The sequence below is a fragment of the Pseudomonas arsenicoxydans genome, from assembly GCF_900103875.1.
Lineage (GTDB): Bacteria > Pseudomonadota > Gammaproteobacteria > Pseudomonadales > Pseudomonadaceae > Aquipseudomonas > Aquipseudomonas arsenicoxydans.
Genome location: NZ_LT629705.1, coordinates 1,962,329 through 1,984,501, shown reverse-complemented (window position 1 = coordinate 1,984,501; position 22,173 = coordinate 1,962,329). Strand labels below are relative to the sequence as shown.

The following is a 22,173-nucleotide window of genomic DNA, read 5'->3' as shown; positions in this document are numbered from 1 at the left end:
GTCGCGCCAGTCCAGCCAAACCGCAGGATTACAGTTTGTCTAACGTCACTCCGCCATCGTCCGTAAGCGCACCCCAGCCTGCGCCCGGCTCGCCTCTGCGCGGATCCTTGAAGGGTGCGTTGGCGACACTCGTGCTGTTGCTACTGGCGCTGCTGTTCTGGCAGCTGCTGGACCAACTTCGCGAAACCCAGAAAAACCAGCGCCAATACACGATTGATTACACCGCCGACCTGGCCTCGCAAGTCAGCCTGAACATGGCGCTCAACGCGCAAATCGCCCTGAATCTGCTACCGATCGTCGAACAACCGCAAAGTGCCGACGAACAGCAGGCGTTGCTGCGCAAGCTGCAACAGTCGCTGCCTGGATTGCGCAGCCTGGCGTTGCTCAGCCCTTCGGGAAAAGTGATTAGCGACAGCGCCGCCGACAGCGACGACGCCGACTACCTAAGCGACCTGGTCCGTCGCAGCCGCGCCCAGGCCCATTATTTCAGCAATGCCGACGACGGTTCATTGGTGTATCTGTTGCTGCATCAGGCCAGCGGCAGCACCCGTGGCTATTGGGCGCTACGCCTGACACCGAGCTTTTTTTCGTCACTGACCCAACAGAACGAGGCCGGTATCCGCCCGTTGTGGCTGGTGGAAAACCGCGCCAATCACCAAATCATCAGCCGTGATGAAGCATCGCCTTCAACCCGTCAGGGCGTGTTGTCCCCGGACGATCTGGCCAATAGCGTGCTGACAGTGCCGCTGAGCAGCAGCGACTGGCAGTTGCGCGGGCTGTTCGACCGTCAGCAAGCGCTCGAACAATTGTTGCCGGCATTCATTGGCAAATGCCTGTTGGGCCTGGCGTTCTCCCTGCTGCCGTTCATCGCGCTGCTGAACATTCGCCGCCGACAGCGCCAACTGCATGAGGGCCGCCGACGCTATCACGATATTTTCGAAGGCACCGGCGTGGCCCTTTGCGTGCTAGACGTCTCCGGGCTTAAGAGTTTCTTCGACAAGGCCCAGCTGCACAGCAGCGAACAACTCACGGTGTGGCTCAAGAACCCGGAGCAACGCCAGCAACTGCTGTCAGAACTGCGCGTTACCGAGGTCAATCAGGTCGCCCTGCAACTGCTGAACGTCAATTCCTGCTCCCAAGCCTGGAAGCTGCTGATTGACGGCTGTCCGCTGGACGGCACCGCCATCGGCCATCAAGTGCTCGAGACGGTCCTCAACCGGCAGAAACAGCTTGAGCTGGAAATCAAGCTTCAGGACGGCAACGGCCGCGACCAGCACCTGTGGCTGGTGCTGCGCCTGCCGGAAAACCAGGAGGACTATAAAGCGGTCATCCTGAGCATCACCGACATCACCAGCCGCAAACTCATCGAGCTGTCGCTGTTGGAGCGCGAGGGGTTCTGGTCCGATGTGGTGCGCACCGTACCGGATCACCTGTACGTGCAGGACGTGATCAGCCAACGGATGATTTTCAGTAACCACCACCTCGGCCAGACCCTCGGCTACAACCGCACCGAGCTGCACCAGATGGGCGAGTATTTCTGGGAAATCCTCCTGCACCCCGAAGATGCCGATGAGTACCACCGCTCACGCCAGACCCAGCGTCACGGGGGTTACACCCAACTATTGCAATGCCAGCTGCGCTTCCGTCATCGCGACGGCAAATGGCGACGTTTCGATATTCGCGAACAGGCGCTGGCGCGGGACAAACACGATCAAGTCACACGAATCATCGGCGTGGCCAAGGACATCACCGATCAGATCGAAGCCAGTGAATCCCTGCGTGACAGCGAACAGCGTTACCGGATGCTCGCTGAAAGCATCAGCGACGTGATTTTCTCCACCGACAGCAAGCTGACGCTCAACTACGTCAGTCCTTCGGTGCAAGCGGTGCTGGGTTTCGACGCCGACTGGATTTTCCAGAACGGCTGGCAGTCGACCATCGCCAACCCGCAACAACTGACCGGCATCTACAGCCTGATGGACCGGGTCAGCAAAGCACTGAACAAACCCGAACAACTGGCGCTGCTGCGCAGTCAGGTGCAGACCCAACTGTTCCTGTTCGACTGCCTGCGGGCTGACGGTCGCAAGATCCCGATCGAACTGCGGCTGGTGCTGGTCTGGGACGAACACGGCGCCTTCGAAGGCGTGCTGGGCGTGGGTCGCGACATCAGCCAGCAACGCCGCGCGGAGAAAGACCTGCGCATGGCGGCCACGGTATTCGAACATTCCACGTCGGCGATCCTGATCACCGACCCGGCTGGCTACATTGTCCAGGCTAACGAAGCGTTCAGCCGTGTCAGCGGTTATGCCGTGGAGCAAGTGCTGGACCAGTTGCCGAACATGCTGACCGTCGACGAACAGCAGGAAGCCCACCTGCGCTACGTGCTCAAGCAGCTGCATCAGAACAGCACCTGGGAAGGTGAAGTCTGGCTCAAGCGGCGTAATGGCGAACACTATCCGGCCTGGGTCGGCATCACCGCCGTGCTCGACGATGAAGGCGATCTGGCCAGCTACGTGTGCTTCTTCAGCGATATCAGCGAGCGCAAGGCCAGCGAGCAGCGGATCCACCGTCTCGCCTATTACGATGCCCTGACCCACCTGCCCAACCGCACGCTGTTCCAGGACCGTCTGCACACGGCGCTGCAATCGGCCGAACGGCAGAAGTCGTGGGTGGTACTGATGTTCCTCGACCTCGACCGCTTCAAGCCGATCAACGACTCCCTCGGCCATGCCGCCGGCGACCGCATGCTCAAGGAAATGGCCACGCGTCTGCTCGGTTGCGTCGATGACGACGACACCGTGGCGCGCATGGGCGGTGACGAGTTCACCCTGCTGCTGCAACCGCGGGTCAACCGTGAAGTGGCGTTGAACCGGGCGATTCATGTCGCCGAACAGATCCTCGCCAGCCTGGTGAAACCGTTCGTGCTCGAAGGCCGCGAGTTTTTCGTCACCGCCAGTATCGGCATCGCGCTGAGCCCGCAGGATGGCAACGAACTCAGTCAACTGATGAAGAACGCCGACACCGCCATGTACCACGCCAAGGAGCGCGGCAAGAACAACTTCCAGTTCTATCAGGCGGACATGAACGCCAGCGCCCTGGAGCGCCTGGAACTGGAAAGCGACTTGCGCCATGCCCTGGAACAAGACGAATTCGTTCTGTACTACCAGCCGCAGTTCAGTGGCGACGGCAAACGCCTGACCGGTGCCGAAGCGTTGCTGCGCTGGCGTCATCCGCGTCGAGGCCTGGTGCCGCCGGGGGATTTCATTCCGGTGCTCGAAGAGCTCGGGCTGGTGGTGGATGTCGGCGACTGGGTGATCAGCGAAGCCTGCCGCCAGCTCAAGACCTGGCACCAGGCCAAGGTGCGGGTGCCGAAGGTCTCGGTGAACATTTCGGCCCGGCAGTTCTCCGACGGCCAGCTCGGCACGCGGATCGCCACCATTCTCAAGGAAACCGGCCTGCCGCCGGCGTGCCTGGAGCTGGAACTGACCGAAAGTATCCTGATGCGCGAAGTCAGCGAAGCGATGCAGATACTCGCCGGCTTGAAGAACCTCGGCCTGAGCATTGCGGTCGACGACTTCGGCACCGGTTATTCATCGCTCAACTACCTCAAGCAATTCCCGATTGATGTGCTGAAAATCGACCGCACCTTCGTCGATGGGCTACCGTCGGGCGAGCAGGATGCACAGATTGCCCGGGCGATCATCGCCATGGCCCACAGCCTGAACCTGGCGGTGATCGCCGAAGGCGTGGAAACCCATGAGCAACTCGACTTCCTGCGCGAGCATGGGTGCGATGAGGTTCAGGGGTATCTGTTCGGACGACCGATGCCGGCCAACCGGTTCGAGGCGCAGTTCAGCAATGATGCGCTCTTCATGTTTGATTGATTGGAGCCAACAGCTCCAATCAAACAAACATGAAGAAAGTTGGAAGCTTCAAGTGGCAAGCTTCAAGCAGTGGCCAGTCCGATTTTGACTTGCCGCTTGAGGCTTGCAGCTAGAAGCTGAATTCCTTTCGTCTGCGACATGATGTCCTTTCATATGCCATCTAAAAGCGGTTGGGTTAGAATGCCCCCCTTTTCTGCCCCGATCCTTGAGGACCGCCATGTTCAGCCGTGATTTGACTATTGCCAAGTACGACGCCGATCTTTTTGCCGCCATGGAGCAAGAAGCTCAGCGCCAGGAAGAACACATCGAGCTGATCGCTTCGGAAAACTACACCAGCCCAGCGGTGATGGAAGCTCAAGGCTCGGTACTGACCAACAAATACGCCGAAGGCTATCCGGGCAAGCGCTACTACGGTGGTTGCGAGTTCGTCGACGTGGTTGAGCAACTGGCCATCGACCGTGCAAAAGAACTGTTCGGCGCCGATTACGCCAACGTTCAGCCACACGCCGGTTCCCAAGCCAACAGCGCCGTCTACCTGGCCCTGCTGCAAGCGAGCGACACCATCCTGGGCATGAGCCTGGCCCACGGCGGTCACCTGACCCACGGTGCCAGCGTTTCGTCCTCCGGCAAGCTGTACAACGCCGTTCAGTACGGCATCGACGCCAATGGCCTGATCGACTACGACGAAGTCGAGCGCCTGGCCGTTGAGCACAAGCCAAAAATGATCGTGGCCGGTTTCTCTGCCTACTCGCAGATCCTCGACTTCCCACGCTTCCGCGAAATCGCTGACAAAGTCGGCGCCTACCTGTTCGTCGACATGGCTCACGTAGCCGGTCTGGTCGCCGCTGGCGTCTACCCGAACCCGGTGCCATTCGCTGACGTCGTGACCACCACCACGCACAAGACCCTGCGCGGTCCACGTGGCGGTCTGATCCTGGCTCGCGCCAACGCCGACATCGAGAAGAAGCTGAACTCCGCAGTATTCCCGGGCGCCCAGGGTGGCCCGCTGGAGCACGTGATCGCTGCCAAGGCGATCTGCTTCAAGGAAGCGCTGCAGCCTGAGTTCAAGGCTTACCAGCAACAAGTAGTGAAGAACGCCAAGGCCATGGCCGGCGTGTTCATCGAGCGCGGTTTTGACGTGGTCTCCGGCGGTACTGAAAACCACCTGTTCCTGCTCTCGCTGATCAAGCAGGAAATCTCCGGTAAAGACGCCGACGCCGCCTTGGGCAAAGCGTTCATCACCGTGAACAAGAACTCCGTGCCAAACGATCCACGCTCCCCGTTCGTCACCTCCGGCCTGCGCTTCGGCACTCCGGCTGTGACCACTCGTGGCTTCAAGGAAGCCGAGTGCAAAGAGCTGGCCGGCTGGATCTGCGACATCCTGGCTGATCTGAACAACGAAGCGGTGATCGACGCCGTTCGTGAGAAGGTCAAGGCCATCTGCAAGAAGCTGCCGGTGTACGGCGCTTAATTAGCCCGTAACATCCCGCAGTCAAAAAACCCGATCAGAGATGGTCGGGTTTTTTTATATCTTCAATTCGATATACCTGCGTATTAACACCCCGACCTCAAAGCCCTATAACAAACTATACAACCGCATCACCCCGCCACAGAAATAGCTTGAAAAGTTACTCCGCACGCACGTCACACGCAAAGCTCTTACTATTCGAAAACTCAGAAAACTTTCAGCCAAACTTCTTGTTTTCAATAACAGAAGAACGCTAATCCAACGAATAGAGAGACTGCCCATGAGTTCTAATCGACAAAAATCCTTTACGGCGACCCTTGGCACCCGCGATACACTTTTGCACTTCCTCAACTTGCTGCATGCACCTCGGGCCCTTGTCACTTATTCATTTGGCAGTGGCGGGTTCTTTACCGGAAAGCGGCAACAGCGAGACGATTCGCATTTTCTAGGTCTGCGCCCCGAGGTCCCGGTAAACGCCAAACCCCGTCTCCTCCTGTACTTCAGGTACACCGGCAGTGATTACAAACTCTACATCCGCACGCCGGGACCGTATTTCGGCCAGTGCCTAAGTATCAGTGACACGGGGCTTGTGGGTGCATATCCTGCCGCAGGAGCAACAACTTTCAATCTGGTCGACCGACGTCATAACGTTCTGACGCTGGATAACATAAAACAAGACTACCCGGAAATTTATATTCAAGCCAAAGGCTCCGGCCTTTTACACAAACATAAACTTCACGACTCCAAGTATATTTATATCGGCGACAGGGGTGGGGAGCCGTTGCTTTTCAACTTAATCATTCAAGAAAGAAATGCGCCCGACCTCAGTATTCCGAATGAAGATTAAACGTTTGATAAGCGCAAGTACACTTAGATACATAAATTAATCAAAGCAAGTCGTTGGAAATTACAGCGGCGACGGCAGGCATTTGCCTGACGCTCAGTCAATGCAAGATCGCCGAATCCAAAAAAACCGGACAGTAATGGCCGGTTTTTTTTCACCTGCAAAACCGCTCAAGCACGGGCCTTGACGGCGAACTGGTAAGACCGGTCATGCCAATTTTGGTTTTTTCACTTGCGAACGCCTAAAACCTGCGCCTAGACTGCGCCTGCACTGGACATACCGGTAAGACCACAATAATTAAGTCCTGAATCTGATGCGTTCAAGCGCACGGCAGCCAGGACACCGACCAGGATTCCTCCCATGCTCAGATGGTGCTCGCGTTCAATCTTCCTCCAAGTGGTTCTCGGACTGGTGCTCGGCATCGTCTGCGGGCTGACCCTTCCTGAATACTCTGCCCAGCTCAAACCGCTTGGCGACGGCTTCATCAAACTGATCAAGATGCTCATTGGCCTGATCGTGTTCTGTGTGGTGGTCAGCGGTATCAGCGGCGCGGGCGACTTGAAGAAGGTCGGACGCATCGGCCTGAAATCAGTGATCTACTTCGAAATCCTGACCACCATCGCGTTGGTGATCGGCCTGGTCTTCGCCTTCAGTACCGGGATCGGCAGCGGCGCGAACATTCATCTGGATCAGCTTTCGGCCGCCGACATGGGCGACATCGCCCAGCGCGGCCAGCACATGCACACCACCACTCAGTTTCTGATGGACCTGATCCCGACCTCGGTGATCGGCGCCTTCGCGGACAACAACATTCTGCAAGTGCTGCTGTTTTCAGTCTTGTTCGGCAGCGCGCTGAACCTGGTGGGTGAAGCGGCCTCCGGAATTTCCCGGCTGATCAACGAACTCAGCCACGTGATCTTCCGCATCATGGGCATGATTGTGCGCTTGGCACCGATCGGCGTGTTCGGCGCCATCGCCTTTACCACCAGCAAATATGGCCTGGACTCGTTGCAGCATCTGGGCAGCCTGGTCGGCCTGTTTTACCTGACCTGCGTGGCGTTCGTGTCGCTGATTCTTGGCCTGGTGATGCGCCTGTCCGGCCTGCGGATGTGGCCACTGCTCAAGTACCTGCGCGAAGAATTGCTGATTGTCATGGGTACCGCTTCTTCCGACGCCGTGCTGCCACAGATCATGCGCAAGCTTGAGCATCTGGGCATCGGCAGTTCCACGGTGGGGTTGGTGATTCCCACGGGTTACTCCTTCAACCTCGATGGATTCTCGATCTACCTGACGCTTGCCATCGTCTTCATCGCCAACGCCACCGGTACGCCGCTGGCAATGACCGACTTGCTGACAATTCTGCTGGTGTCGCTGATCACCTCCAAAGGTGCCCACGGGATTCCCGGCTCGGCACTGGTGATTCTGGCGGCGACACTGACGGCGATCCCGGCGATTCCGGTGGTCGGCCTGGTGCTGGTGCTGGCGGTGGACTGGTTCATGGGGATCGGCCGCGCGATGACCAACCTGATCGGCAACTGCGTGGCCACCGTGGCCATTGCCCGTTGGGAGAAGGACATCGATATCCAGCGAGCGAACAAGGTGCTTTCCGGTCAGGTGGGTTATACCTTCCAGCCGAGAAAACCGGTGGCCCCGGCGCATCAGCAGGAATTTTGAATAATCGCCGTGTCTGCCTGCGGGCAGGCACGGCCATCAACCGTTTTGGATGCTCATGGAGCGAACAGTGATTACCTCGTCGACCGTTGTGAATTCAGTCGTGGAAAAACTCCGGGCCGCTTTGGCCCGTGGTCAGTGGCGTTCCGGCGACATGTTGCCAGGGCAACGTGAACTGGCCGAACAGCTGGGCATCAGCCGTCCGAGCCTGCGAGAAGCGGTGATCGTGCTGGAAACCCTCGGCCTGGTGCGCTCCATGCCGGGCAAAGGCGTGGTGGTGCTGGAAGCCAATCTCAGCGACAGCCAGAGCCACGACAGCGCGGTGGCCGGCGCCAGCCTGGAAGACGTGCTGCAACTGCGCTATACCCTGGAGCCGTTCATTGTCGGTCTGGTCGCGCAGTCGATCAGCAGCAAGGAAGTCGGGCAATTGCGCTTGACCCTGATGGACATGCGCGAGGCGTTGGAGGCCAACGACAGCGAGGCCGGGGTCAACGCCTATATCGCGTTCCACGAGGAGCTGTTCACCCTGACCTCGAACCCGATCTTCCAGAGCGTGGTGCAGCAAACCAGCAACGCCCTCAAGCAAAGCGCCGAGGTTTTGCGCAATTCGCCGGAGCATCTGGCAGAACGCCTGGAGGAAAACGAAGCCGTGGTGCGCGCCATTCGCAGCAAGAACAGCGCCCAGGCCAGTGCCGAAATGCGTCGACACATCCTTCGCGAAGGCCAACGCATGGGCATTGAATTGAACATCCCGGACGACAACCTCGGCAGTTGAACCCTCTTCGAACTGGAGACAGGCCATGAATAGCTTCGCCTCACCACAGACGCTTGCCGCCCTGCCCTTCCCCTCGCCGGCGGATAATCTTTATTCGCGGGTTTTCGATGCCATTCTCGAACAGCGCATCGATGCCACCAGTCGTTTTACCGAAGAAAGCCTGGCGCAGATGTTCGGCGCTCGACGCAGTGACATTCGTGGTGTGCTGACTCGCCTGTCCCATCAGCACATCATCGTTCTTCGCACGAACCACCGCCCCCGCATCGCCGCGCTCGACCACGAGCAAACCCGGCAGATGCTGCATGCCAGGCGGCTGACCGAGACCACGTTAGTGCGCCTGGCCTGCCAGCAATCCCGCCCGCAAGACTTCAAACCGCTGCGGGCCTTGATCGAATGCGAGCGCGACTGCACCGCACGCGGACCGGCCATTCGCTTATCTGGGGAGTTTCATTTGCGCTTGGCAGAAATGGCCGGGAATGCACCGTTGGCGCATTTTCTTGGCAGCCTGGTGCCACTGACTTCGCTGGCAATTGCGCATTTTGCTGCACAGGCGCGAGGCTATTGCGTCTGGCAGGTGCACGAAGCACTGGTTGATGCCGTAGAGAAAAGGGATGGGCAGAAGGCCCAGACTCTACTCAGCCAACACCTGGATCATCTGGAAGAGATGTTGCTGAACACGGGGCTCGCATCAAGTCTGAATCGTGTTGCAGGTTAAATCGCCATCGTCGGATCGCCGCCGGGAGCCGGCTCGCTCCCACAGGGGAATGCAGTTCAAATGTGGGAGCGAGCTTGCTCGCGATAAGGGTCTCAAGCTTGATGCAGAGCCTTACTCCGCTGCAACTCGCGCAAACCCCTGGCGAATCTTCTCCTCCGGCAAATCATCGGCAATGAACACGATCACGCTTTCGCGCGCCTCGTCGTCAGTCCATTCCGTGTCCCAATCGAAGCCGTACAACTTCAGCACGCCCTGGAACACCATCCGCCGCGGCTCGCCCAGAATGTTCAACACCCCCTTGTAACGCAGCAATTGCTTGCCATGCTCTTCCAGCAGCTCATTCATAAACTCACTGAGCTTGTCGATATCCAACGGCTTGTCGGTGCGCAGCACCAGGCTGGAAATCCGGTCGATGGACGGCGCTTTGCTCACCGGGCGCAAGCTCACACCGCCACCGAGATCGGCGTTGAGATTGAAACCGCGCACGTCGAGCAGTTCGGCCAGATCGATCTTGCCGTGGTCGACCACGCGAATCGGCGCACGACGGTTGATGCGCGTGAGGCGTTCGCTGAGGGCCGTGAACGTCGGCTCGTCCACCAGGTCCCGTTTGCTCACCAGCAGGCGGTCGGCGAATCCGATCTGTGCCTGGGCGATGGTCTGGGTCAGGTGTGTGTCGGCGTGCGCCGCGTCCACCAGCGTGATGATGCCGTCGAGAATGTAGCGCTCGCGCAGCTCTTCATCGATAAAAAAGGTTTGTGCGACCGGTGCCGGATCGGCCAGGCCGGTGCATTCGATCACCAGGCGATCGAAGGCGATTTCGCCGCTGTCCAGGCGCTCGAGCAACAGGTACAGGGCTTTGGTCAGGTCGGTGTGGATGGTGCAGCACACGCAGCCATTGGACAGTGTCATCACTTGCACCGGCTCTTCACCCAGCAATTGGGTGTCGATACCGGCGTCACTGAATTCGTTCTCGATCACGGCGATTTTCAGGCCGTGCTCGGCTTTGAGCAGGTGGCGCAACAGCGTGGTTTTACCGGCGCCGAGGAAGCCGCTGAGGATCGTGACGGGGATGGGAGAGGACAACTGGAGTCTCCTGTTTCACAAAATTAGAAAACAACACAAACGAATGTGGGAGCTGGCTCGCTCGCGAAGGCCGTGTGCCAGTCGACATCAACATTGACTGACCGATTGCCATCGCGGGCAAGCCCGCTCCCACAGGTGTATTGCATCAAGCCGGCTGTTGCATCAACAGCATTTCGGCCCACCCTTGCCGCCGTAACGAGCCTCTTGGCGTTCCCGGAAGAACATCTCGTAGCTCATCACCGGCTTGTCCGGGTGTTTGGTTTGCATATGCTCGACGTAGTTGTCGTAGTCGGGCATGCCGACCATCAGGCGCGCGGCCTGACCGAGGTATTTACCGAGGCGACTCAGGTCATTGAACATGTTTGCAATCCTCGATTACGCGTCTGGAACAGCCTGGAATGGCGCTTCTTTGTCCGTACGCTCTTTGCTGCCCCAGGCGGAAATACCGACCTTGAGCGCATAGAACAGGATACTGAAGACCACGAACAGGAACAGCGCCGTCAGCGTGGCGTTGGTGTAGGCGTTGAAGATCACGTGCTGCATCTGCGTAATGTCCTTGGCCGGGGCGAGGATCTGACCATTGGCCAGGGCATCGCTGTATTTTTTCGCCAGTGACAGGAAGCCGATCGCCGGGTTGGCGTCGAACAGCTTGATGAAGCCGGCGGTGACGGTGCAGATCAGCAGCCACGCGGCAGGCAGCATGGTCACCCACACATAGCGCTGGCGTTTCATTTTGATCAGCACAACGGTGCCGAGCATCAGCGCGATACCGGCCAGCATCTGGTTGGAGATACCGAACAGCGGCCACAAGGTGTTGATGCCGCCCAGTGGATCGATCACGCCCTGATACAGCAACCAACCCCACATCGCCACACAACCGGCCGTGGCGATCAGGTTGGCGGTCCAGGATTCGGTGCGTTTCATCGACGGCACGAAGGAGCCGAGCAAGTCCTGCAGCATGAACCGCCCGGCACGCGTACCGGCGTCCACGGCGGTCAGGATGAACAGCGCTTCGAACAGGATCGCGAAGTGGTACCAGAACGCCATGGTGTTTTCACCCGGCAGGACACTGTGCAGGATCTGCGCGATACCGACCGCCAGGGTCGGCGCACCGCCGGCACGGGCCAGGACGGTGGTTTCACCGATGTCCTTGGCCACCGCTAGCAACGCGTCAGGGGTAATCGCAAAACCCCAGCTGCTGACGGTTTGCGCCACAGTCACCACGTCACCGCCGACGACCGCCGCCGGGCTGTTCATGGCGAAATACACGCCTGGCTCGATCACCGACGCGGCGACCATGGCCATGATGGCGACGAAGGATTCCATCAGCATCGCGCCGTAACCGATGTACCGGGCGTTTACTTCGTTATCCAGCAGTTTCGGCGTGGTGCCCGAGGAAATCAGCGCATGGAAACCCGAGACCGCGCCACAGGCAATGGTGATGAACAGGAACGGGAACAGACCGCCCTTCCACACCGGCCCGGTGCCGTCGATGAACTGGGTCAAGGCCGGCATTTTCAGCTCGGGCATGGTGACCAGAATGCCAATCGCCAGTGCCACGATGGTGCCGATTTTGAGGAACGTCGATAGATAGTCGCGCGGGGCCAGAATCAGCCAGACCGGTAACGAGGCGGCCACAAAACCGTAACCGACCAGCATCCAGGTGATCTGGATGCCCGTGAAGCTGAAGGCTTTGGCCCAAACCGGATCAGCGGCAATCTGCCCGCCCAGCCAGATCGAACCCAGCAGTAACAGCACGCCAACCACGGAGATTTCACCGATGCGACCCGGGCGGATGTAGCGCATGTAAATGCCCATGAACATCGCAATCGGGATGGTCGCCATCACCGTGAAAATGCCCCATGGGCTCTCGGCCAGGGCCTTGACCACGATCAGCGCCAGCACCGCGAGGATGATGATCATGATCAGGAAGCAGCCAAACAGCGCGATGGTCCCGGGGATGCGGCCCATTTCTTCACGGACCATGTCGCCCAGGGAGCGGCCATTGCGGCGGGTGGACATGAACAGGACCATGAAGTCCTGAACGGCACCGGCCAGCACCACCCCGGCAATCAGCCACAGCGTGCCGGGCAAGTAACCCATCTGTGCGGCCAAGACCGGACCGACCAGCGGCCCCGCGCCAGCGATGGCAGCGAAGTGGTGACCGAAAAGGATGTGTTTGTTGGTCGGCACATAGTCCAGACCATCATTGTTGAGCACGGCGGGGGTAGCCCGTCGCGGGTCGAGTTGCATCACATTGGTAGCGATGAACAGACTGTAATAGCGGTATGCGACCAGATAAATGGCCACGGCAGCGACCACGATCCACAAGGCGTTGATCGCCTCGCCTCGGCGCAATGCCACGACACCTAGGGCGCACGCTCCCACGATTGCCAGCAGAAGCCAGGGTAAATGGCGTAGCAGGCTATTATTATTTTTCATTTTAGATTCCAGCCAGAGTGGACAAGAAAGACAGCCACCCCGAGTTTAGCTCTCCTGACGGCAAAGGCCATACCCCGACATTGGTCTAGCGGCATGCGTGCGCTGGCGGGCTTTATCAATGCGGGTCTATAGTCAGCGCACATCCAGAGGATTGCGCCATGAGCGAGCACCCTAACGATCGCCGCCGCTTCAAACGTATTGCGTTCGATGCCCGAACCGAGTTGAGCCAAGGGGAATTCACCTGGCCGGTGAAGCTGATCGACCTGTCGCTCAAGGGATTGCTGATCGAGAAGCCCGAGCCGTGGCTGGGTAATCCAGACTGGCATTTCCTGGTCGATATTCATCTGAACGAAGACGTCGAGATCAAGATGGATGTGATGTTGACCCACGACGATCATGGCCAGCTCGGCTTCGTCTGCAAGCACATCAGCCTGGAGTCCATCGAGCGCCTGCGGCGATTGATCGAATTCAACCTGGGCGACCCCGAGGAACTGGAGCGCGAATTGGGCGCCCTGATCGAAGTCTAGAACTCACCTCAAATGACTGTGGGAGCGGGCTTGCCCGCTCCCACAGAGGTTTGTGTTCAATCTGGCAGGTTATTCGAACAGTGCGTCGAGGGCCTGTTCCAGACGGGTCACGGCAATGATCTGCAGACCTGGCGGCGCTTCTTTCGGTGCATTGCCCTTGGGCACGATGGCGCGTTTGAACCCGTGCTTGGCCGCTTCTTTCAAGCGTTCCTGACCACTCGGCACCGGGCGGACTTCCCCGGACAAGCCGACTTCGCCAAACACCAACAGATCATGGGGCAGCGGCCGGTTGCGCAAACTGGACATGACCGCGGCCATCAATGCCAGATCGGAAGCGGTTTCCAACACCTTCACACCGCCGACCACGTTGAGAAACACGTCCTGATCGTGGGTCGGAATGCCGCCATGACGGTGCAACACCGCCAGCAACATCGCCAGGCGATTCTGATCCAGCCCCAGCGTTACCCGACGTGGGTTCGCCAAGTGGCTGTCATCCACCAACGCCTGGACTTCCACCAACATCGGCCGCGTCCCTTCCCACGTCGCCATGACCACACTGCCCGGCACTTCTTCCTGAGCGCGTGTGAGGAAAATCGCAGACGGATTGGAGACTTCTTTCAGGCCTTTGTCGGTCATGCCGAATACGCCCAATTCGTTGACGGCACCGAAACGGTTTTTCACCGCCCGCAGCAGACGCAAACGTCCATCGGACTCGCCTTCGAAATACAACACCGTATCGACCATGTGCTCCAGCACCCGCGGCCCGGCCAGTGCACCTTCTTTAGTCACGTGGCCAACCAGGAAAATCGCCGTGCCACTCTGCTTGGCGTACCGCACCAACAATGCAGCACTTTCCCGCACCTGCGACACGCCGCCCGGAGCCGACTGTAACTGCTCGGTGAAGATCGTCTGGATCGAGTCGATCACCATGACCTTGGGCTTCTCGACCCGGGCGGTGGCAATGATGGTTTCGATGCAGGTTTCGGTCATGACCCGCAGTTGATCCTGAGGCAAGCCCAGGCGACGGGCGCGCATGGCCACTTGCTGCTGGGATTCTTCGCCGGTGACGTACAGCGCGGGCATGACTTTGGCGAGGTTGCACAAGGTTTGCAGCAGGATGGTCGACTTGCCGATGCCGGGGTCGCCACCAATCAACACCACCGAACCATCGACCAGACCACCGCCCAATACCCGGTCCAGTTCACTGGACGCGGTGGAAAAACGCGGGATTTCTTCAACGCTGACTTCGGCCAGCGTCTTGATCTGTGCTTGTTGACCGGTCCAGCCGGTACGACCGCTCGGGGCTGCGGCGCCACCGCTTTCCACCATGGTTTCCGTCAGGGTGTTCCAGGCCCCGCACTCGCCGCACTGGCCGGCCCACTTGGGGAAGGTTGAGCCGCACTCGGTGCAGCCGTACATGCGCTTGGCCTTGGCCATCTGAACTCCCGGAAAAAAACGCGATGATAGCTCAGCTGGGATGAATGCGCAGCGAAGTGACCCAGTATTCCCTGTGCTGTAACTTCCCAAGGCCGTAACACATTAGCCGTAGTGCAAAGGATGAAGACCTGTACAACTGCACTTAACAATAAATGAGACCTCACTCAATATATCGCCCTAAAAACTGTACACATCATTAATAATCCAAACCCGAATGTACAACTTCACTGTCAAATTTAATTTTTCAATATCGATTTTCAAATAACGGATCGCAACTTCGATTCAAAATTGGCATTTATTCTCAATCACGCAATAGCTCACCGCCTAAGCGCATCCCTATAGACCCTCTCCTCTTATCAGCAGTTAGTGACAGTAAAGCTAAAAGCAAAAGAAACTAATAACCCAGCGATAGCAAAAAAACGAGTCCACAGAGCCATCCGCTTTCACAGCAACGATGACGTCTCGTAAACTTTTTTCCATGGGCCGGGTCAATCGCTGGAAGCACCAAAACCGGGTGTTTCAAGCAGAACGCGTCTCACTGATTTACACTGCGTTCACCAACCTCATCTGTAACAAGGAAATAACCTATGGGCGTGATAAGTGAGTTCAAGGCCTTCGCGGTCAAAGGGAATGTGGTCGACATGGCCGTCGGTATCATCATCGGCGCGGCGTTCGGCAAGATCGTTTCGTCGTTTGTCGGCGATGTGGTGATGCCGCCCATTGGCTTGCTGATCGGCGGGGTGGACTTCAGTGACCTGGCCATTACGCTCAAGGCTGCCAACGGCAATATCCCGGCAGTGGTGCTGGCATACGGCAAATTCATCCAGAGCATGATCGACTTCGTCATCGTCGCTTTCGCGATCTTCATGGGTGTCAAAGCGATCAACCGTCTGAAGCGCGAGGAGGCCGTCGCGCCAACCCTGCCGCCGGTTCCAACCAAGGAGGAAGAGCTGTTGAGCGAAATCCGCGACCTGCTCAAGGCCCAGAACGATAGACCCTGAAAGCGGCTTACAACAAGAAACGGCGCCTTGCGGGCGCCGTTTTTTTTACCAGAAATTTTCCACCGCCACCTGGCCTGGACGACGGCTGAGGCTCAAGTGCATGTCGCGTTGCTTGAGCAACTTGCGCGTGTCATCGATCATCTGGGGGTTGCCGCAAAGCATCACCCGCGAATGTTCCGGCGTCAGCGCTACGCCGGCCACTCGCTCCAGCTCGCCGTTCTCTATCAACGTGGTGATTCGCCCGTTCAATGCACCGGGGTGCTGCTCGCGGGTGACGGTGGCGATGAATTGCAACTTGTGGGTGTACTCGGACAGATAATCACGCTGCGCCAACCCCGCGATCAGGTCCTGATACGCCAATTCACGGGCTTCACGAACGCTGTAGACAAGTATGATTCGCTCAAACTTCTCCCACACCTCGAAGTCCTGCAGGATCGACAGGAACGGCGCCACACCCGTGCCGGTGGACAGTAACCAGAGATCCCGGCCATCGACGAAGCGGTCCAGTGTCAGATAACCGAAGGCCTGACGGTCCACCAGCAGCGTATCGCCGACCTCAAGGCGACTCAGCTCGCTGGTGAACTCCCCACCCGGTACGACAATAGAGAAGAATTCAAGAAACTCGTCATAGGGTGACGAAACCATTGAATAGGCGCGCCACACCGTGCTGCCGTCGGCCCGGGACACGCCCAGCCGAGCGAATTGCCCCGCCCGAAATCGAAACCCGGGATCCCTGGTGGCCCGCAAGGTGAACAGGTTGGGGGTCAATGGCTGAACGTCGGTCAGGGTCTGGCGAGTGAATTTTTCTGCACTGGCGGTCATGAGGTGCTCCCTTCAACAGATGCCCCAGTGTCCCGCAAAGCAAGCGACGTAAACACCGGTTATTTGTAGTGTCTTTAGAGAGAGGCCATTATTTCGCCTGCATACATGGCTCTGAAAATCTATCTTCCCTCTCCTTTTAACCAGATCATACAGCACCATTTTTTTAATAATATTATTGTACAAATACTACAACTTTTTAGTTCCCAGTTAAGAACCAGATATAGAGTTTTTGACTTTTTCAAGAGCAAAAAAATTGCAGCATATGTGTGGGAATGGTCCTACACTTCGACTCGTGCTGGATTTCGGATCCAATCTGCACCCCCAAGATTCACGTATTATGGAGTTACAGCAATGGAAACGTGGAAGGAGTCACAATTGAGAGAGATATCCAACGCGAGGGATGTCGAGTCTGCATACGCAACGTCACTTGGTCTGGTTCAAAATCTTGGCTTTAAATTCTGTGCTTTTTCAATTACATCACACCCACGAGGTCCACACTTCAACACAGTGAATCTCAACAACTACCCAATAGGCTGGAATGCGAAATATGAAGAGAGCCAATTTAGCGAAGTAGACCCAATACTGGCACATTGCCGCCAATCCACCTTCCCCATTCTCTGGAGGGCCGAAGCCTTCGCGAAAAGCCCGCAGCTCTGGCAAGCGCAAAAAAAACAAGGTCTGGAACATGGTTGGTCGCACTCGCTGCACGATGACAAGGGTCTTCACAGCATGTTGAGTCTGGCGGGAAGCAGTCATCCCATCACGCCTTATGAGTTGTACGAAAACCTTGGATACGCGCTGTTTATCAGCCAACACCTGCATGGGCTGGTCGCTCAAAATCTGCCTGAGCCCGTTCCTCATTCGTGCAAGCCTCGTCTGTCGGTACGGGAAATTGAGGTCCTGAGACTGTCGGCAGATGGCAAGACGGCCGGTGAAGCTGCCTTCATTCTCAACCTCACTGAGCGCACCATCAACTTCCATGTGCACAGTGCAATCCAGAAGCTGGGGGTCAACAACAAGATCGCAGCGGTCATAGCGGCGGCCAGGGCTTGCATGATCTGAGCAGTGCGTGCAAATAACCGATGCTGAAAAACCTACGGGTATTGCGAAAGAAAAAAACGTACCATTTGCGGTTCCTCCAGAGTGATGACGTGCGAAATTTCACGACGCAGTGCACTCGGACGGCCCCGCCCGCTAGGCGCCTCAAGCAGCGGGATACCACACCCGTTGACTACCCAGAGCCCCCTGCCTCATGCCCCTGCTCGATACACCCTTCGCCCAACTCGATCTGATCCGCCAGCCAGAACAGCAGAACGAACCGCTGCAAGCTTTCGATGCGGCGGACGAATACCTGCTCAATCATTTGGCCGAGCAGCAACCAGCAGTTCAGACCAGGGTTCTGGTGCTGAACGACAGCTTCGGCGCGATAGCCGCCAGCTTGGCGGGCAAGGTTCAGGTGACTAGCAGCGGTGATTCGTTTCTGGCCTTTCAGGGACTGGAAAAGAACCTGATCCGCAACGGCCAGGCATTTGACGCGGTGCCGGTTGTTCCGGCGAATGAGCTGTTCACCGGCCCGTTTGACCGTGTCTTGATCCGAGTACCAAAAACCCTGGCACTGCTGGAAGAACAACTGATTCGCCTGCAAGGCCACCTGGCGCCAGGCGCTCAGGTGATTGCGGCAGCGATGGTCAAGCACTTGCCCCGCGCTGCAGGCGATTTGCTGGAACGTTACATCGGTCCGGTGCAAGCGTCGCTGGCGGTGAAGAAAGCCCGACTGCTGATCGCAACGCCTGAAGCCAAGCCACTGGCCGCCTCCCCTTACCCTTCACGCTATCAACTCGACATTCCGGCAATTGAACTGCTGAACCACGCCAACGTGTTCTGCCGCGAAGGGCTCGACATTGGCACACGGGCATTTCTCCCACACTTGCCAAAGAGCCTCGGCACAGCGCGAGTTGCAGACCTCGGTTGCGGTAACGGCGTGTTGGCAATCGCCAGCGCGCTGCAAAACCCTGAAGCCCATTACACTTTGGTGGACGAGTCGTTCATGGCCGTGCAGTCGGCAACCGAAAACTGGCGCGCGGCGCTGGGTGATCGAGATGTGATCGTGCGTGCCGGCGATGGCCTGGCCGGGCAAGAACCGCAATCACTGGACGTGGTGCTGTGCAACCCGCCGTTCCACCAACAACAGGTCGTCGGCGATTTTCTCGCCTGGCGGATGTTCCAGCAGGCACGTGAAGCTCTGGTGGTAGGCGGTGCGCTGTACATCGTCGGCAATCGCCATCTGGGTTATCACAGCAAGCTGGCGCGATTGTTCCGAGGCGTTGAACAAGTGGCGGCCACGCCCAAGTTCGTGATTCTCAAAGCTCGCAAATAATCGCAGGCAAAAAAAACCCTCCGCTCTGGAGGGTTGATAAATCCGTGCCGCAAGGCAACGGGATGCGATCTTGCGAATTCAGTGCGTGGTCAGACCGGCCGCGTTCATGAACATGCGCATCAGACTCGCTACGATAAACAGAGCTCCGACACTACCAGCCCAGATCAGTGCCAGCCAGCCGAGCCGGCGCCACAGCGGTTTGCTCTCCGCCGCTTTGATTTCCTGCAGGGAATGTTTGCCAGCCATCATCGTAACCTCCTCTGAAACGGCGCAGTCATTGACCCTGCGCCATTGTCGTGTGCTCTAGTGATAACCATCTTCGTGGGTGACCTTGCCGCGGAACACGTAGTAGCTCCAAAAGGTATAACCCAGGATGAACGGGATGATGAACAACGTGCCGACCAGCATGAAACCCTGACTTTGCGGCGGTGCGGCGGCGTCCCAGATCGAAATCGACGGCGGTACGATGTTCGGCCACAGGCTGATGCCCAGGCCACTGTAACCGAGGAAGATCAGCACCAGCGTCAGCAGGAATGGCGTGTAATGCGCGTTTCGGGCCACAGCGCGAAACAGACCGTACATGGTCACCAGCACCAGGATCGGCACTGGCAGGAACCAGAACAAGTTCGGCAAGGTGAACCAGCGAGCCGCAATCTCGGCGTGGGCCAACGGGGTCCAGATGCTGACGATGCCAATCACCGCCAACACCACGAACGCCAACGGCCGCGCCAGATCATGCATCTGTTGCTGCAACTTGCCTTCGGTTTTCATGATCAGCCAGGTGCAACCGAGCAGCGCATACGCCACCACCAACGCCACACCGCAGAACAGGGTGAACGGCGTCAGCCAGTCGAGTGAACCACCGGCAAATTGGCGATTAACCACCGGCAATCCATCAATGAACGCGCCCAATGCCACCCCCTGAAAGAACGTCGCGGCAATCGAACCACCGATGAACGCCTTGTCCCACAGGTGTCGCTTGGCGTCCTTAGCCTTGAAGCGGAACTCGAACGCCACGCCGCGAAAAATCAGCCCCATCAGCATGAAAATCAGCGGCAGGTACAAGGCCGAGAGCACCACCGAATAGGCAAGAGGGAAAGCGCCGAACAACGCCGCGCCGCCCAGTACCAGCCAGGTTTCGTTGCCGTCCCAGACAGGGGCGACGGTGTTCATCATCACGTCACGGTCGGTCTTGCCGGGGATGAACGGGAAAAGAATCCCGATTCCCAGGTCGAAACCGTCCATGACCACGTACATCATGATGCCGAAGATGATGATCACGGCCCAGATCAGCGGAAGATCAATACCCATGACTCAAATCTCCTTGGTCAGGCTGGGGCTGTGGTTTTCATCGCCATTGTCATCAGCGGCGGACAGCGGACGAGCCGGCGTGCGTTTCTGGCCAGGGCCACCTTCGTTGGTTTCCTTGCCTTCGTCGATTTTCGGCCCTTTGCGCACCAGGCGCATCATGTAGCCCAGACCGGCACCGAACAGCGCGAAATACACCACCACGAACATGATCAACGTGATGCTCATCTGCATGAAACTGTGGTTGGAGGAAGCATCCGCCGTGCGCATCAGCCCGTAGACCACCCACGGTTGACGGCCGATTTCAGTGGTAAACCAGCCCGCCAGGATCGCGATCAGGCCGGACGGTCCCATCCACAACGCCAGGTACAGGAACGGCCGCGAGGTATACAGCTTGTCGCGTTTGCGCAGCCACAGGCTCCACAAACCGGTGAAGATCATCAGGAAACCCAGGCCGACCATGACTCGGAACGACCAGAAAACAATGGTCGAATTAGGCCGGTCTTCAGGCGGAAAATCTTTGAGCGCCGGCACCTGCTTGTCCAGGGAGTGGGTCAGGATCAGGCTGCCGAGGTAAGGGATCTCCACCGCGAATTTGGTCTTTTCGGCTTTCATGTCTGGCCACCCGAACAGGATCAGCGGGGTCGGCTCATCACCCACGTTTTCCCAGTGACCTTCGATCGCGGCGATTTTTGCCGGTTGATGCTCAAGGGTATTCAACCCGTGGAAGTCACCGATGACCGCCTGAATCGGCGCCACGATCAACGCCATCCACATGGCCATCGAGAGCATGGTGCGGATGGCCGGGTTGTCCTTGCCGCGCAGCAAGTGCCAGGCCGCGGAGGATCCGACGAAGAATGCCGTCGCCACGAACGCGGCCGTCGCCATGTGCATCAAGCGGTACGGGAACGATGGGTTGAAGATCACCGCCAGCCAGTCCACCGGAATGACTTGGCCATTGACGATCTCGTAACCCTGCGGCGTCTGCATCCAGCTGTTGGAGGCGAGAATCCAGAAGGTCGAAATGAGCGTGCCGATGGCGACCATGACCGTGGAGAAGAAGTGCAGATTGCGCCCGACCTTGTTCCAGCCGAACAGCATGACGCCGAGGAATCCGGCTTCCAGGAAGAACGCGGTCAGCACTTCATAGGTCAACAGCGGCCCGGTCACGGAACCGGCGAAGTCCGAGAAGCGGCTCCAGTTGGTGCCGAACTGATAGGCCATGACCAAACCGGACACCACCCCCATGCCGAAGTTGACGGCAAAGATTTTCGACCAGAAATGGTACAGATCGCGGTAGGTGTCGTTATGCGTTTTCAGCCACAACCCTTCGAGCACCGCCAGGTAACTCGCCAGGCCGATGGTGATGGCCGGGAACAGGATGTGGAATGAGATGGTGAACGCAAACTGCATCCGGGCGAGATCAAGCGCCTCCAAACCGAACATAAGTCTTCCTCTGTCAGTAATACCGGCTGAAGGCTTGCGGCCTGCACCCACTGCCCCCACGGATATGGAGTGTGGCGAATTTGAATTCGTTCTTTTTTTACAAACTTCACAACGTAGGGAGTCTGGCCACGTGGCCGCCGGATCAATTCCATGAAAGGTCTTGATCTGGATCAAGCAATGGTTAAAAGAGTAGTCCCATTTTTGACGATGGACGGTGTGGTCTTTTGCCGCGTGACAGGTTGCCTCACGGAGCTGGTAATCAGTCGCAACACATTCCCTGTGAGAGCGCGCCTGCTCGCTAAGCGGTGCGTCAGGCACCGGGGGTTTCGACTGATACGACACCATCGCGACGGTTCGGCGATCCGACAAGCTT

At 58.0% G+C, this 22,173-nt stretch carries 18 protein-coding genes; 10 read left to right on the top strand and 8 right to left on the bottom strand.

What is annotated here, in order from left to right:
- The first annotated feature begins 35 nt into the window (after window positions 1–35).
- From BLQ41_RS09065 to BLQ41_RS09040, 6 genes are all read left to right on the top strand, one after another.
- Complete coding sequence (locus BLQ41_RS09065; protein WP_090179705.1) at window positions 36–3,884, top strand: sensor domain-containing protein; 3,849 nt, start codon at window positions 36–38, stop codon at window positions 3,882–3,884.
- Window positions 3,885–4,101: 217 nt separating this feature from the next.
- Window positions 4,102–5,355, top strand: coding sequence for a serine hydroxymethyltransferase (gene glyA / locus BLQ41_RS09060; RefSeq protein ID WP_090179701.1), 1,254 nt, complete (start codon window positions 4,102–4,104; stop codon window positions 5,353–5,355).
- Window positions 5,356–5,632: 277 nt separating this feature from the next.
- Window positions 5,633–6,199, top strand: coding sequence for a hypothetical protein (locus BLQ41_RS09055; protein ID WP_090179696.1), 567 nt, complete (start codon window positions 5,633–5,635; stop codon window positions 6,197–6,199).
- A gap of 357 nt (window positions 6,200–6,556) precedes the next feature.
- Entirely contained in the window at window positions 6,557–7,870 is a 1,314-nt protein-coding gene (locus BLQ41_RS09050; RefSeq protein ID WP_090179693.1) for a C4-dicarboxylate transporter DctA, read from the top strand.
- A 67-nt stretch (window positions 7,871–7,937) separates the two neighbouring features.
- A complete protein-coding gene (locus BLQ41_RS09045) occupies window positions 7,938–8,642 on the top strand; it encodes a FadR/GntR family transcriptional regulator (RefSeq protein ID WP_090179689.1) in 705 nt (234 codons plus the stop codon).
- Window positions 8,643–8,667: 25 nt separating this feature from the next.
- Window positions 8,668–9,357 (top strand): GntR family transcriptional regulator, encoded by a 690-nt coding sequence (locus tag BLQ41_RS09040; protein ID WP_090179686.1) that lies wholly within the window; start codon window positions 8,668–8,670, stop codon window positions 9,355–9,357.
- A 111-nt stretch (window positions 9,358–9,468) separates the two neighbouring features.
- Here BLQ41_RS09040 and yjiA read toward each other — a convergent pair whose 3' ends face one another.
- The 3 genes from yjiA to BLQ41_RS09025 all read right to left on the bottom strand — a co-directional run bounded on the left by yjiA (window position 9,469) and on the right by BLQ41_RS09025 (window position 12,882).
- The gene (gene yjiA, locus BLQ41_RS09035; protein ID WP_090179682.1) at window positions 9,469–10,440 is read right to left on the bottom strand and encodes a GTPase; all 972 of its coding nucleotides are present in this window, start codon (window positions 10,438–10,440) and stop codon (window positions 9,469–9,471) included.
- Between the two features lie 162 nt (window positions 10,441–10,602).
- Window positions 10,603–10,800 (bottom strand): YbdD/YjiX family protein, encoded by a 198-nt coding sequence (locus BLQ41_RS09030; protein ID WP_007895266.1) that lies wholly within the window; start codon window positions 10,798–10,800, stop codon window positions 10,603–10,605.
- Between the two features lie 15 nt (window positions 10,801–10,815).
- A complete protein-coding gene (locus BLQ41_RS09025) occupies window positions 10,816–12,882 on the bottom strand; it encodes a carbon starvation CstA family protein (RefSeq protein WP_090179678.1) in 2,067 nt (688 codons plus the stop codon).
- A 158-nt stretch (window positions 12,883–13,040) separates the two neighbouring features.
- Here BLQ41_RS09025 and BLQ41_RS09020 point away from each other — a divergent pair, with 158 nt between their 5' ends.
- Entirely contained in the window at window positions 13,041–13,409 is a 369-nt protein-coding gene (locus BLQ41_RS09020) for a PilZ domain-containing protein (protein WP_090179675.1), read from the top strand.
- A gap of 69 nt (window positions 13,410–13,478) precedes the next feature.
- Here BLQ41_RS09020 and radA read toward each other — a convergent pair whose 3' ends face one another.
- Complete coding sequence (gene radA, locus BLQ41_RS09015; protein ID WP_010467488.1) at window positions 13,479–14,846, bottom strand: DNA repair protein RadA; 1,368 nt, start codon at window positions 14,844–14,846, stop codon at window positions 13,479–13,481.
- Between the two features lie 587 nt (window positions 14,847–15,433).
- Between radA and mscL the strand changes: the two genes are divergently transcribed.
- The gene (gene mscL, locus BLQ41_RS09010; protein ID WP_090179674.1) at window positions 15,434–15,847 is read left to right on the top strand and encodes a large-conductance mechanosensitive channel protein MscL; all 414 of its coding nucleotides are present in this window, start codon (window positions 15,434–15,436) and stop codon (window positions 15,845–15,847) included.
- Between the two features lie 45 nt (window positions 15,848–15,892).
- Here mscL and BLQ41_RS09005 read toward each other — a convergent pair whose 3' ends face one another.
- A complete protein-coding gene (locus tag BLQ41_RS09005) occupies window positions 15,893–16,669 on the bottom strand; it encodes a ferredoxin--NADP reductase (RefSeq protein ID WP_090179671.1) in 777 nt (258 codons plus the stop codon).
- A 351-nt stretch (window positions 16,670–17,020) separates the two neighbouring features.
- Here BLQ41_RS09005 and BLQ41_RS09000 point away from each other — a divergent pair, with 351 nt between their 5' ends.
- Window positions 17,021–17,731, top strand: coding sequence for a LuxR family transcriptional regulator (locus BLQ41_RS09000; RefSeq protein ID WP_090179668.1), 711 nt, complete (start codon window positions 17,021–17,023; stop codon window positions 17,729–17,731).
- Window positions 17,732–17,921: 190 nt separating this feature from the next.
- A complete protein-coding gene (locus BLQ41_RS08995; protein ID WP_090179666.1) occupies window positions 17,922–19,046 on the top strand; it encodes a methyltransferase in 1,125 nt (374 codons plus the stop codon).
- Window positions 19,047–19,124: 78 nt separating this feature from the next.
- On the opposite strand, the gene BLQ41_RS08990 is transcribed toward BLQ41_RS08995, so the two are convergent.
- Genes BLQ41_RS08990 through BLQ41_RS08980 form a run of 3 tightly spaced genes read right to left on the bottom strand, consistent with a single transcriptional unit; the run spans window position 19,125 to window position 21,800 of the window.
- The gene (locus tag BLQ41_RS08990; RefSeq protein WP_090188429.1) at window positions 19,125–19,292 is read right to left on the bottom strand and encodes a DUF2474 domain-containing protein; all 168 of its coding nucleotides are present in this window, start codon (window positions 19,290–19,292) and stop codon (window positions 19,125–19,127) included.
- A 57-nt stretch (window positions 19,293–19,349) separates the two neighbouring features.
- On the bottom strand, window positions 19,350–20,357 hold the full coding sequence (gene cydB, locus BLQ41_RS08985) for a cytochrome d ubiquinol oxidase subunit II (protein WP_090179663.1): 1,008 nt from the start codon (window positions 20,355–20,357) through the stop codon (window positions 19,350–19,352).
- Between the two features lie 3 nt (window positions 20,358–20,360).
- Window positions 20,361–21,800 (bottom strand): cytochrome ubiquinol oxidase subunit I, encoded by a 1,440-nt coding sequence (locus BLQ41_RS08980; RefSeq protein ID WP_090179660.1) that lies wholly within the window; start codon window positions 21,798–21,800, stop codon window positions 20,361–20,363.
- Window positions 21,801–22,173: the final 373 nt, after the last annotated feature.

Excerpts from the sequence above, each read along its gene's own strand:
- glyA (WP_090179701.1), top strand. The coding sequence starts at position 4,102 with ATGTTCAGCCGTGATTTGACTATTGCCAAGTACGACGCCGATCTTTTT.
- BLQ41_RS09055 (WP_090179696.1), top strand. The coding sequence starts at position 5,633 with ATGAGTTCTAATCGACAAAAATCCTTTACGGCGACCCTTGGCACCCGC.
- BLQ41_RS09050 (WP_090179693.1), top strand. The coding sequence starts at position 6,557 with ATGCTCAGATGGTGCTCGCGTTCAATCTTCCTCCAAGTGGTTCTCGGA.
- BLQ41_RS09040 (WP_090179686.1), top strand. The coding sequence starts at position 8,668 with ATGAATAGCTTCGCCTCACCACAGACGCTTGCCGCCCTGCCCTTCCCC.
- BLQ41_RS09030 (WP_007895266.1), bottom strand. The coding sequence starts at position 10,800 with ATGTTCAATGACCTGAGTCGCCTCGGTAAATACCTCGGTCAGGCCGCG.
- BLQ41_RS09025 (WP_090179678.1), bottom strand. The coding sequence starts at position 12,882 with ATGAAAAATAATAATAGCCTGCTACGCCATTTACCCTGGCTTCTGCTG.
- BLQ41_RS09020 (WP_090179675.1), top strand. The coding sequence starts at position 13,041 with ATGAGCGAGCACCCTAACGATCGCCGCCGCTTCAAACGTATTGCGTTC.
- radA (WP_010467488.1), bottom strand. The coding sequence starts at position 14,846 with ATGGCCAAGGCCAAGCGCATGTACGGCTGCACCGAGTGCGGCTCAACC.
- mscL (WP_090179674.1), top strand. The coding sequence starts at position 15,434 with ATGGGCGTGATAAGTGAGTTCAAGGCCTTCGCGGTCAAAGGGAATGTG.
- BLQ41_RS09005 (WP_090179671.1), bottom strand. The coding sequence starts at position 16,669 with ATGACCGCCAGTGCAGAAAAATTCACTCGCCAGACCCTGACCGACGTT.
- BLQ41_RS09000 (WP_090179668.1), top strand. The coding sequence starts at position 17,021 with ATGGAAACGTGGAAGGAGTCACAATTGAGAGAGATATCCAACGCGAGG.
- BLQ41_RS08995 (WP_090179666.1), top strand. The coding sequence starts at position 17,922 with ATGCCCCTGCTCGATACACCCTTCGCCCAACTCGATCTGATCCGCCAG.
- BLQ41_RS08990 (WP_090188429.1), bottom strand. The coding sequence starts at position 19,292 with ATGGCTGGCAAACATTCCCTGCAGGAAATCAAAGCGGCGGAGAGCAAA.
- cydB (WP_090179663.1), bottom strand. The coding sequence starts at position 20,357 with ATGGGTATTGATCTTCCGCTGATCTGGGCCGTGATCATCATCTTCGGC.
- BLQ41_RS08980 (WP_090179660.1), bottom strand. The coding sequence starts at position 21,800 with ATGTTCGGTTTGGAGGCGCTTGATCTCGCCCGGATGCAGTTTGCGTTC.